The sequence below is a fragment of the Shewanella woodyi ATCC 51908 genome, from assembly GCF_000019525.1.
GTDB lineage: Bacteria > Pseudomonadota > Gammaproteobacteria > Enterobacterales > Shewanellaceae > Shewanella > Shewanella woodyi.
In genome coordinates this window covers 5,351,209-5,363,205 of the sequence record NC_010506.1, presented here as the reverse complement: position 1 = coordinate 5,363,205, position 11,997 = coordinate 5,351,209, and the positions used below count along the sequence as shown (strand labels likewise).

Genomic DNA, 11,997 nt, shown 5'->3' with positions numbered 1-11,997 from the left:
TTTTAATGAAAAATTAATGAAAGCTTAGATATAAACACTCTATAGGGCATTACTGTTTTAATCTGCGAGTTAAATTTAGAGGAGATCTTGAGGATCTCTATCTATGCTCCAGCGGCAACGTTTAGCTAATGGCAACGCCTCTATTTGAGGTAGTGCGAACTCGAAAGCTTGTTGCAAAGCTTGGCGAGACTTAGTCTGGAATATCAGGTGGCGTCGATATTTACCTGCCTTTTTATCCATTGGAGCAGGCATAGGGCCAATGACTTCGCACTCCTCATCCTGTGGCAGCAACTGGGCAACGCTGGAGAGAAAATTATCGGCATCGATAGCTTGATTCGCTTCCGCTCGCAGCAGCAACATATTCCAGGCAGGTGGGAGCAAGGCTTGTTTACGCTCATTGAGCTGGCCTCTGGCAAATTCGCCGTACCCTTTATGCATCAGCTCACGCAAAACGGCATTATCTGCCTGATGGGTTTGCATCAGCACTGTGCCGGGCTTTCTTGCACGACCTGCTCGGCCAGATACTTGGGTGTAGAGCTGACCAAAGCGCTCAGGGGCTCTAAAATCTGCACTAAATAGCGCACCGTCTACATCCAGTAAGCCGACTAAGGTGACATCGGGGAAGTGATGGCCTTTTGCTAGCATCTGTGTGCCAACTAATATCTTATATTCGCCCTTATGGATCGCATTAAGGTGGTTCTCCAGTGATCCTTTTCGGCTCGTTGTGTCACGATCGATACGAACAACAGGGTACTTAGGAAACTCTTTTTCCAATACAGTAGCAAGTTGCTCTGTGCCCACACCTTGTCCCATTAACATGGTGCTACCGCAGTTATGACACTGTCTTGGGATTGCGTATTGATTACCGCAATGGTGACAGCGTATCTCGCCTAAAGATTGATGCACTGTGAAAAAGGCATCGCATCTATCGCACTCATGCAGATGGCCGCAATCATGACATAGTAGCGCTGGAGCAAATCCTCTTCGGTTGAGAAAGAGTAAAACCTGATTGCCAGCATCGAGATGGATACGCATCTCATTGAGCAGCGCATGGGAAAGACCCGTCTTTAGGGGTTGATTACTAATATCTATGATCCCTTGGCGTACTTTCTCTGCATTACCCGCTCTTTGACCTAACTCTAGGTGTTTGTAGCGGCCGCTAAGGGCGTTTTGTAGGCTCTCCAATGAGGGCGTTGCCGTGCCCAGAAGGACTGGGATCTTTTCGAGGTGTCCTCGCATGACCGCAAGATCGCGAGCGTGGTAGCCAACTCCCTCTTGCTGCTTGAAGCTAGAATCATGCTCCTCATCGAGAATAATCGTGCCGGGAAATGCCATCGGGGTAAATAGTGCAGAGCGTGTGCCGATAATGATGGCTGCCTCACCGGTTTTAGCCAGGCGCCAGGCGGTGAGTCTCTGGTTATCGGTGAGTCCTGAGTGGATAACAGCGACAGTGACATTAAAGCGGCTTTTGAAACGGCTAATAGTTTGTGGGGTTAACCCTATTTCAGGTACTAAAATTAATGCCTGTTTACCTTGCTTTAAAACGGATTCGAGTAGAGAGAGGTAAACCTCAGTTTTACCTGAGCCAGTTATCCCCTCAAGCAAGGTGCAGTGATAGCCGCTTTGCTGGTTTAAGGTGGCGACAGCAATGGCCTGTTCGGGATTTAATGTTAGTGGATCTTCGCCTAACACTAAGTTGTCACGCCATGAAAGATCTATCTTATTAATGCGCTCATCTTTCGTTATCCAGTCTCTATCTTGAAGCGCTTTAATGGCCGACTTACTAAAGTTAAGCGCTGCCATCTCCTCTTGGGATAGCTCAGCTTTTTGTAATTGCTCTAGTACTTTTCTCTGGGCTGGTGCACGTTTTATTGCGTCAAGTGAAGCAGCGCTTCCCGCAGCTGTTACGCGCCAAAATGTGCTGGTATCTGCTTGGACCTCAGCCCCTTTTCGTAGGGCAACAGGTAGCGCTTGAGACATCATTTGACCTAAACTACAGAAGTAGTACCTTGCGGCCCAAGCTGTTAGTTTATAAAGTGAATCAGGAAGTAATGGCTCTTCATCAATGAGTTCAATTAGCGGTTTAATTTGGTTCGGTGCCAAATGACAAGTGTCAGTAGTGCCTGTCACCAGCCCAATCAGTTGTTGGCGGCCAAAGGGGACTTTGACTCGAGCACCTTTCTTGGGTGGAGTCGTCAGGGTCTCAGGTATTTTATAGCTAAAGGTTTGCCGCATAGGTACGGGAAGGGCAACCTCGACAAACAGGGACATATAGGTGGTAAGCTCTATCGAATAATACCGTTAGTGTACTCAGCCTATTGATTGAGAGCTACTATTTATGCCCAAATAACTTCAAGGTGCGGGATTCAGTATCTTGAGTTGGCTTGGGCATATACCGATTAGTATTAATAATATTTACAGGAGGTTTTATGGCAAAAATAGCTAAGGTAATGACGCTATTTATATTCGTGTTAGGCAGTTTTACATTTGTAAACCGAGATGCGCATGCCCAGATCACCCATGTCAGTATTAACCAGAAGTTATTCAGTTTAGGTGAGTATCCTAAGTTTAGGCTTAACATCGTCTCTGAAAGTGGCAACTACAGTAAGATGCAGTTTGTGGTCCAGCAAGGTGGCAGTGAAGAGAGGTTGATGGTTAAACCTATCAATAAATTTCTACTTTTGCTCACAGGTGTTGAAGATGTGGTTGACCCATCGGCACGTTTAGTTATTAGAGAGTATCGAGTCAATAAGTGGCGGGATGTGAAGCGTTTTGAACTCTTCAGTGGCGATGAGCAACATGTCACACCAAGGGTAAAGAAAAAAGTGCTAGAGAGTGAGATTAAAAGGGTGGAAAGCCGTCTTGTTGAACTGCAAGGTGCTGGGGCTCTGAATGATGGTGCTTGTCAACTGAGCACTTTACCTGGGCAGACCCTTTGGCGCATCGCAACGCAATATAGTAAAGAGTGGGGGATGTCACCTCAAGGTGGTGCAGTAGCTATTTATGAGGCAAACCCTCAGGCATTTAGTGCTGAGAGCATAAGTAGTTTAAGGGCTGACTCCAAATTAATGTGCCCGTCTGATCTAATTAAAAATAAGTACAAAGACCCTAATGTCGCGCAGCGAACATATAAAACATTACTTAATTAATTTTTATTTTACAGTGGTTTAAATTCTAAATAGCTGGAAGGGAAATAGCTGTAATATTAAGCGTTATATTTCTCTTGTAACCCTTGAATAGTTACTGTACTATCTTGCGCCTAAATATTTTATTAACATCATGTGGTGTCCGACTTCGGGTTGGAAGAGCGACATGGCCTTCAACTAGAGGTAATCCCAATGAAACCAGGCATTCATCCTGAATACGCAGAAATCACTGCAACTTGTACTTGTGGTAACGTAATTAAAGTAAACTCAACTGCAGGTAAGTCTCTGCACTTGGACGTATGTGGTGCATGTCACCCATTCTACACAGGTACACAGAAAATTGTTGATACCGGTGGACGTATCGACAAGTTCAACAAGCGCTTCGGTGCACTTGGTAAGAAGTAATTATTACTCTTACATATTGAATTTAAAAAAGGCGCCTATTAGGGCGCCTTTTTGTTTGTCTGGGGCAGGCTCTTTGTCTATTTTTTGTTAGCAGGCGAATATTGAGCAATAAAAAATAAACTTGAGCAAAATAAGCTTAAATTAGATTAAAAAGTTTTATCTAGTTAACCCTTGAGGTGAGTTTGGTAAGTTTAGCAATATTTTTACTGTTAACTTAGCTTTATCCCGCTAAAATCACCTTGTTCGTTGTATTATTCCTACAAAAAGCAACCTGAATTTGCATCCTGCAATCGAAGATAAGTTTACAAAATTCCCCTTTGCTATTTAATCCCTGACTTTAGCTGAATTTTTCTAATATCACAGTTTAAAAGCTGTGGTATTTCGAGTATCGTAGCCACAATTGAACCCCCTTACTTTAAGCGCTTAAAAAGTGAAAAGAGTGGAAGTTCATAGACCTCACTAAAAGTTTATTTGCCGCATTTTCAGGATTAAAAAAATGTCAGATTTTCGTCAACAAGCCCTCGATTACCATGAGTTTCCAGTGCCAGGAAAAACAGCCGTTTGCCTGACTAAATCAGCTGAAACCAGTATGGATTTAGCATTAGCCTATAGCCCGGGTGTTGCTGAACCTGTACGTGAAATTGCTGCGAACCCAGATAATGCCTATCGCTACACAGCTAAGGGAAATACCGTTGCGGTTATCTCTAACGGTACTGCAATTTTAGGTCTGGGAAATCTGGGGCCTTTGGCATCTAAACCTGTTATGGAAGGTAAAGCACTGCTATTTAAACGCTTCGCTAATATTGACTCCACTGATATTGAAGTCAAACACCGTACACCTGAAGAGTTTATCAATACCGTAGAAGCGATTGCCGATACATTTGGTGGTATTAATTTAGAAGATATCAAAGCGCCAGAGTGTTTTGAGATTGAGAAGGCATTGATTGAGCGCTGTAATGTTCCTGTATTTCATGATGATCAACATGGTACCGCCATTGTTACTGCTGCGGGCATGATCAACGCACTTGAGATCCAAGGTAAGAAGATTGAGGAGTCAATTTTCGTTTGTATGGGAGCAGGTGCTGCTGCAATCGCATGCATGACAATGCTGGTTAAGTGTGGTGTACAGCGTGAAAATGTTTACATGTTAGATAGAAAAGGTGTGATCCATACACGCCGCGATGATATCAACGAGTACAAGGCCTTATTTGCTAATAACACCGATAAGCGTACCTTGCAGGATGTGATTAAAGGGGCTGATGCATTCTTAGGTCTATCTGGACCTGATGTGTTGAGCGCTGAAGATATTGCACTGATGGCGGAAAATCCAGTTGTCTTCGCTTGCTCAAATCCTGATCCTGAAATCAAGCCTGAAGTGGCCCATGAGGCTCGTAAAGACTTGATTATGGGGACTGGGCGTAGCGATTACCCTAACCAAGTGAATAATGTACTCTGCTTCCCGTTTATTTTCCGTGGCGCACTCGATGTTCGCGCTTCTCAAATTAATGATGAGATGAAGATTGCCGCAGTACATGCCATAGCAGAATTGGCTAAAGAAGAGGTTCCTGCTTCTGTTTTGGCTGCCTACCCAGATGTGTCTGAATTGAAGTTTGGACCACAGTATGTGATCCCTAAGCCTATGGATCCAAGATTACTTCAAAATGTCGCTAAGGCGGTGGCACAGGCTGCTATTGATTCAGGCGTTGCTGCTATACAGAGCTTACCAGAGAACTACCTGGGCTAAACAGACTTCGCTTCTACTCTAAAAGGGCCTTATGGCCCTTTTTATTTGACCATTAATAGTGACTGGCTACTAATTGGTACTAGTACTAAATTCTCATTGTAGATGCAGCCATTTGTTTGTATGGTTGAATTTTAATGTTTGGGTTAATACCAGTTGGTATTATTTCACCCAATTTGCATTGACTCGCTTTTAAAGGGTCACCTATATTTTATACTCCTTGGTATGATTGGGTGATAAGAATAATAAAATCCTGCAGGAAGCGGATAATGAAACTCACTCGACTTTTAACAAATAAACTAACCAGTTTTTGGTTTCTCTCATTGGCTGCGGTAGCCTTGCTATTTTTACTGACAGCATTTATCAGTTTTTTACAGCTAACATCTGAGTTTCAGCAACAGAAAGTGACAGAGCTTGAGACTATGTTAGTTCATCATTTTGATTCAGGTGAGAGTTCAACGCCTTTGGACTCTTGGCTCCCCTCTGTGTTATCTGCTTATAAAGTGACAAGTTTAGTGTTGAAAGATGGGGAAAATACCCTATACGAACATCATGCTAAAGAGGATGGTTCAGGCTTTGTCTATTATGAAAGCCAGTTGAATCATGTTTCAAACTTAAGTTTGTCGATGAAGCTGCCCCAGCCTTTTAAAATGTACAGCTTTAGCTGGCTCCCCTTGATTGTTTTCCTGACAGGGGTCGGCTTTATTGTCCTATTTGTTCGCTCTGGTTACCTCTGGTTATCTACGCAGTTGCAAGGGATTGAAGACCTAGCAGCCAGAAGTAAATTGATCCTTAATAATGACTATGAGCAAGCATTAGCCGAGAAGGGACATGGTAAACCTAGAATGATAAACCGGGCGCTGACTCATATGCTGTTAGAGCTCGATGATGCACAGAAACAGCGAGCGCGCTTCGATCAATTTATTCGCTCAAATACCTTTCTTGATCCTGAAACGGGCATAGGCAACAGACTCTTTTTGAAAAATCGTCTGGACGCACTTAGTAATGACCGTGGCATGATGGCACCTGGAGTACTGTTTCTGCTGGAGATGGAAGATCTTGATCTTCTGTTACAGGAGATAGGGGAGGAGCTGATAGATGAAATATTACTTCAGACAATTAGCGATATTAATCAGATTTTGGATAGCCAAGCTAATAGTATTTTCTCTCGTCGCTCCTATAACCAGTTTGCGATTGTCGTGCCCCAAATCTCTCTAAAAGATGTTGAAAAACTTGCGGCTAAGTTACTTAAGGTGTGCTTAAACCATCAACTCCCCGATGGGATAAGCAGTGATGATTTTTATCATATTGGAGCGGCATATTTCAAAGTTGGTGAAGCGAAAGAGCAACTGATTGAAGAGGCTGAACGTGCGCTGAGGGCTGCTCAGTTTCAAGGTTCAAGCGGCTGGTTTATGTATGACAAAGGTGCTGTGGATGAAGAGCTCGCCAAAGGTTCTGTACGCTGGAGGAGCTTTCTTGAGTATGCGCTGGTTAATCGACGTTTGGTGGTTTTCTCTCAGCCGGTTGTTGATAGTGACATGGAGACCCATCATCTGGAGATCTCCAGTCGTATTAGAGACAATCAGGAGAATTTAATTCGAGCAACTCTCTATATCCCCATGGCGATTAAGTGTGGGTTAACGCCCCAGTTTGAGAGACAGGTGATTGAAACTGTGCTGTTTGATTTATTAGGTGATCGTAATGATACTAAGACTAAATACAGTGTTAATTTAAGTTTAGATACTTTGATGAGCCGTGCATTTATTCGTTGGTTGAAAACCACCTTGCTTGAGTATCGTCATCTGACCCCTAGATTGATATTTGAAATTAATGAAGACATAGTGGTACACAATCGAGAACAGTTGGCCTCACGCCTAGATATGATCAGAAAGATGGGGGCGAGTCTGTGTGTTGATCGTGTAGGTCAAGAGGTGGTGAGTACTCAATATATTAAAGAGTGTCATTTTGATCTGATTAAATTACATAGGTCAATTGTTCGACAGATACATTTAAGGCAAGAAAATCAGTTGTTTGTTCGAAGTTTGATCGGTGGGCTATATCGGACAGAAGTTCAAGTCTTTGCCGAAGGTGTAGAATCGTTTGAAGAGTGGCACACATTGAAAATATTAGGGGTTAGTGCAGGTCAAGGAAGTATCTTTAGTGATCCGGTAGAGGAAGTTTAAGCTTTAACTTATTGAATTATAGTCAGATTAAAATGGGCGATATTTTTAAATATGTTGGTTACAGGTTGGTGTAAGGTATAAAGTTTGCCCTTAACTTGTGTGATTGAAGTAACCAGCCTATCTTAAGCAATATACATTAACGCTCTTTCTGGTTTTCTCTACAAAATTATAAGATTAGTCGATACAATAAGCGTAACAAATTTTACGATCAGCTTGTATACTTCAGTTCAGGTCTAGTTAATCGTGTTGATATTGGTTCACAATTGCAACTCTTTGTATCACGGATGTGCGAAGCAATAGCATCATATGCGCTAGCTGCAATTAAGTGATAATAGGCATTTTGTGATGGAAAAAAGTATGTTTAGTCGATTGGCCTTTTGGCGAAAGTCTAGCGTTAAGCGTAGGCTTGGTGTCTATGTTTGCCCTGAAAAAGTGGTCGTATACCATCTAAATGATGAGAACCAACAAAGTGATGTTGCCTCAAATAACTCAAAAGAATTTGCATTTGATGGTGTAAATTGGAACCGTTTGTTCGCTGAACTGGGGAAAGAGTTTGGCCCTGCTCAACTACAAATCACATTAAGCTCACCTTATTATCAGCTGCTATTAGTGGATAAACCTAATGTGGATTCAGAGGAGATGACTCAAGCACTGCTATGGTCGGTGAAAGATATGATCAGTCAGCCCGTGACCGATATACATTTAGATTATTTCGAATCTCCCCAACAAAACAGTGCCAAGTTGAGTGTTGTGATTGTAGATAGGCAGAAGCTCACTGCTTTGATCCTTGCGGCAAAAGAGCAAGAGATGCAACTTGCTGGTATCACTATCGAAGAGATGGCCATTAGCAATCTTTTTTGGCAGGAACCACAGGCAAAATTAGTGATTAGTCATCAGCCGGGGCAGGAGATATTGCTGACTGTTATCAGGCAAGGCGATCTCTATATGCAGAGACGAGTCAGGGGGTTTAATCAGATAGATACAGCGAGTGCTGAGGAGTTGGGTTTTGGCATGGCTGATAATCTGAGCTTAGAGTTACAAAGATCGATGGATTATTTTGAAAGTCAATTGCGTCAAGCCCCTGTCTCCTCCATCGAACTGCTTATTAATGGTCAGACAGAGAGGTTAGCGGAATTGGTGAGTGTTAACTTTAACCAAGAGGTTAACGCGATTGCCGCAGAAGGTGTTGAGAGTATCATGGCAAAGCTAGCTTTGACTGAGATAGAGCGAGATGAAGTGGAGTTAGTGGAGGCGCAAACATGACCATGAAGATGCGTGTTAACCTCTACTCAGAATCTCTTTTACCTGCAGAGTTACGGCTCTCTTTTCGTCGTATGGTGACAGGTATAGTGGCTATGCTGTTGCTATTTAGCTTTGGTTCTATCTTTACTTATATGCTTATTTTAGATCTCGAAACTGATAATCGAGAGCTAACCAGTCAAAAGAGTAGCCTAGAGGCAAAGAAGCGAGAACTTGAATCTAAGATTGCCCAACGCTCACCGGATGCAAAACTTGTAGCCAAAGTTGATCTGCTTGCACAACAGATAGAGCTTAAACGTATGCTGTTGGGAGAGCTGAGTCAAAGGGAGGCGCTGACCAGTAAAGGGTACTCACCGTTAATGAAAGATCTTGCTCGGGTTGCTAATTCGAGTATCTGGCTAAACCGGTTTCAAGTAGAGGGTGATAATTTCATCTTTGAAGGTTATACCGCAGCTCCCCATAACGTTCCTCTCTGGGTCGACAGGCTTAAGATGACAGAAACATTAAAAGGGCAGGCATTTGCATCTATGACGATGAATCGAGGTGAGGATAAACCTCTCTCTTTCACTTTGGCAAGTACTGGTGAGGAGGAGAGTCAATGAAGCAAAAGCTAGAGGAGGTTGCCGCACGTTTTGACCTGTTGAGTCAACGTGAACGTGTCATGGTGGCTAGTGCTGCGTTAATTGTGATCGGTTTACTTTGCTATATGCCGCTGGAATCTTTGTTACTCAAACAGAGTAAATTAACTCAGCAAAATAAAGGCATTTCCGCAGAAAACCAAGTGTCGATGCAGCAGATTGCGCTTTATAACCAGCGGTTAGCTCAAGATCCTAATGATGAATATAGCGCACGTTTTGCAACATTAGAGCAGCAAAGCACAGAGTTGGATAAGCAGCTCTCTTTTCAGATGGTAGACATGGTGCCTGCTGATCATATGCCCGCTTTATTGAGTCAACTGCTTGAGAAAGTCAGAGGAATAAAGTTACAAAACTTTCAATCTATTGCGCCAACTCCTTTGCTGGCTGTAGGTGAAGAGAAGAAGATGAACCTGTACAGCCATGGTCTCCGTTTGACTTTTCAAGGGGATTATTTTGCTGTTCTTAAGTTTGTAGAGGCCATTGAAGCGATGCCAAACAAGTTGTATTGGAAGCGTATGGAGTATCAGGTTGATGAATACCCTATGGCAGATGTCGTTTTAGAGCTATATACCTTAAGTATTAATAAGGACTTTATCAGTGTTTCAAGTCAAGGTTAATTTGAGCTTAGCTATGCTGTTACTGGCGTTAACGGCCAGTACTCAAGCAGAAACATTAAGGGATCCCACTCGTCCAGGTAGTGGAGGCGGATCCTCTACTGTTTCTGCACAAGATATGGAGCGTGGTTTAACGCTCAATAGTGTAGTTAGTGCCGGAGCAAGCTCCCACGCTGTGATTAATAATCAAATTTTTGTGGTTGGCGATCGAGTGCAAGGTGTCAAAATCACCGGAATAGGTGCCAATTCAGTATCATTAGCCGATGGGCGAAAATTAAGTATGTATCAAACAATAACAGAGACAAAGGGAAGCAATTCAAATGACAGCGATTAAAACAATTACGCCTCTGTTAGCGTTTTTATTGGTAGCCTGTCAGTCCTTCGACAGGCCTAAGCCAGTAGAGTCGAAATCTGCCTTGAATGATTCGATAAAGGCTGAAAAGAGTAAGAGTGCCACGCCACCACCTATGATGCCTGAATCAGTTCAAAATGAGTTGTCGTCACAGGACCTATTATCGGGATTAACGCCACCTCAAAGAACTGAACGTCGTTTTGATGTTTCGGCAAAAGATGTTGATGCTAAAGTATTTTTTCCTAGTTTAATTCAAGGTACTCCACTGAGTGTCGCCGTGCATCCAGATGTTACTGGAACTATCTCTTTATCGTTAAAGGGGGTGACTCTAAGTGAAGCATTGCAGGTTGTTGAGGATATTTACGGTTATGAAGTCAGCCGAGAGAAGCGTATTTTACGTGTTTATCCCGCTGGAATGCGCACTGAAACATTTCCGTTAAATTATCTACAGATGGAGCGTCAAGGGTTATCGCTGACATCAGTTAATTCTGGGCGTATATCTGATAATAACAATAGCAGCTCAAGTTCAGGTGGTAACAGCAACAACAATAATGGCAGTAGTCAGTCTAACTCATCGAGTAACAACTCAAGCTCAAATAGTAGTAATGACACGACAAACGGCACGTTTATCCGCTCAAAGACTAAGACAGACTTCTGGGGAGAGCTGGAAGAAACACTAGTTTCGATTGTTGGCAGTACAGGTAACGGGCGTCAGGTTGTTATTACTCCACAAGCTGGGCTTGTCACCATTAGAGCGTTTCCAAATGAGTTGCGTCAGGTTCGAACGTTTTTGCAAACAGCTGAGTCACACCTGCAACGTCAAGTGATATTGGAAGCAAAGATTTTAGAGGTGACTCTATCTGATGGTTATCAACAGGGAATTGAGTGGCAAAATGTGCTTGGTCATGTTGGTGATACCGATATCTCATTTGGGACTTCACCTTCAGGTAGTGGCTTAAGCGATTCAATTACCAGCGCTATTGGTGGTGTAACCTCCATGAAAATCTCAGGCGCTGATTTCACCACGATGATCAATCTACTCGATACTCAAGGTGATGTGGATGTGCTCTCTAGCCCGAGAGTGACAGCGACAAATAACCAAAAAGCAGTGATTAAAGTGGGTAAAGATGAGTATTTTGTTACCGATGTTTCATCTACTACAGTCGCTGGTACGACACCTGTGACCTCCCCTGAAGTTGAGTTGACACCTTTCTTCTCAGGTATTGCGCTGGATGTAACACCTCAAATTGATGGTGAAGGGAACATTTTACTGCATATTCACCCTTCAGTTATCAATATAAAAGAGCAGACGAAAACCATTAAGATCTCAGGGAGTGAATTAGAGCTGCCTTTAGCCCAGAGCGATATCCGTGAGTCAGATACTGTTATTAAAGCGAAAACTGGTGAAGTGGTTGTCATCGGTGGGTTGATGAAGAGCGAGAATATTGATCTGGTTTCGAAAGTGCCGCTTCTCGGTGACATTCCTCTTGTTGGAGAACTATTTACTAACCGATCTAAGTCACTACAGAAAACCGAACTTGTACTGCTACTAAAGCCTACAGTGGTAGAGGCAGACACCTGGAAGCAGGAGTTAAAGCGCTCTAAAGAGCTACTTGATCGTTGGTATCCAGAAGATGAACAAGAGCAAGGGCAGTAAA

At 43.0% G+C, this 11,997-nt stretch carries 10 protein-coding genes; 9 read left to right on the top strand and 1 reads right to left on the bottom strand.

Features of this window, described 5'->3' with window-relative positions:
* Nucleotides 1–75: 75 nt before the first annotated feature.
* Nucleotides 76–2,271 (bottom strand): primosomal protein N', encoded by a 2,196-nt coding sequence (gene priA / locus SWOO_RS22670; protein WP_012327004.1) that lies wholly within the window; start codon nt 2,269–2,271, stop codon nt 76–78.
* Nucleotides 2,272–2,429: 158 nt separating this feature from the next.
* Here priA and SWOO_RS22665 point away from each other — a divergent pair, with 158 nt between their 5' ends.
* The 9 genes from SWOO_RS22665 to mshL all read left to right on the top strand — a co-directional run bounded on the left by SWOO_RS22665 (nt 2,430) and on the right by mshL (nt 11,996).
* A complete protein-coding gene (locus SWOO_RS22665; protein ID WP_012327003.1) occupies nt 2,430–3,149 on the top strand; it encodes a LysM peptidoglycan-binding domain-containing protein in 720 nt (239 codons plus the stop codon).
* 189 nt (nt 3,150–3,338) lie between these two features.
* Nucleotides 3,339–3,551 carry a 50S ribosomal protein L31 gene (gene rpmE, locus SWOO_RS22660; RefSeq protein WP_012327002.1) on the top strand — a complete coding sequence of 71 codons (213 nt, stop codon included), beginning with the start codon at nt 3,339–3,341 and terminating at the stop codon, nt 3,549–3,551.
* Between the two features lie 496 nt (nt 3,552–4,047).
* Nucleotides 4,048–5,295: a malic enzyme-like NAD(P)-binding protein gene (locus SWOO_RS22655; RefSeq protein WP_012327001.1), complete on the top strand. Its 1,248-nt coding sequence runs from the start codon at nt 4,048–4,050 to the stop codon at nt 5,293–5,295.
* 266 nt (nt 5,296–5,561) lie between these two features.
* The gene (gene csrD / locus SWOO_RS22650) at nt 5,562–7,475 is read left to right on the top strand and encodes an RNase E specificity factor CsrD (RefSeq protein ID WP_012327000.1); all 1,914 of its coding nucleotides are present in this window, start codon (nt 5,562–5,564) and stop codon (nt 7,473–7,475) included.
* Between the two features lie 345 nt (nt 7,476–7,820).
* Nucleotides 7,821–8,738, top strand: coding sequence for a hypothetical protein (locus SWOO_RS22645; protein ID WP_041417836.1), 918 nt, complete (start codon nt 7,821–7,823; stop codon nt 8,736–8,738).
* Nucleotides 8,735–9,337: a PilN domain-containing protein gene (locus tag SWOO_RS22640; protein WP_012326998.1), complete on the top strand. Its 603-nt coding sequence runs from the start codon at nt 8,735–8,737 to the stop codon at nt 9,335–9,337. The genes SWOO_RS22645 and SWOO_RS22640 overlap by 4 nt, the downstream gene beginning before the upstream one ends.
* Nucleotides 9,334–9,990 (top strand): hypothetical protein, encoded by a 657-nt coding sequence (locus SWOO_RS22635; RefSeq protein ID WP_012326997.1) that lies wholly within the window; start codon nt 9,334–9,336, stop codon nt 9,988–9,990. Before SWOO_RS22640 ends, SWOO_RS22635 begins: the two co-directional genes overlap by 4 nt.
* Entirely contained in the window at nt 9,971–10,321 is a 351-nt protein-coding gene (locus SWOO_RS22630) for a hypothetical protein (RefSeq protein ID WP_012326996.1), read from the top strand. Before SWOO_RS22635 ends, SWOO_RS22630 begins: the two co-directional genes overlap by 20 nt.
* Nucleotides 10,308–11,996, top strand: coding sequence for a pilus (MSHA type) biogenesis protein MshL (gene mshL / locus SWOO_RS22625; RefSeq protein WP_012326995.1), 1,689 nt, complete (start codon nt 10,308–10,310; stop codon nt 11,994–11,996). The genes SWOO_RS22630 and mshL overlap by 14 nt, the downstream gene beginning before the upstream one ends.
* Nucleotide 11,997: the final 1 nt, after the last annotated feature.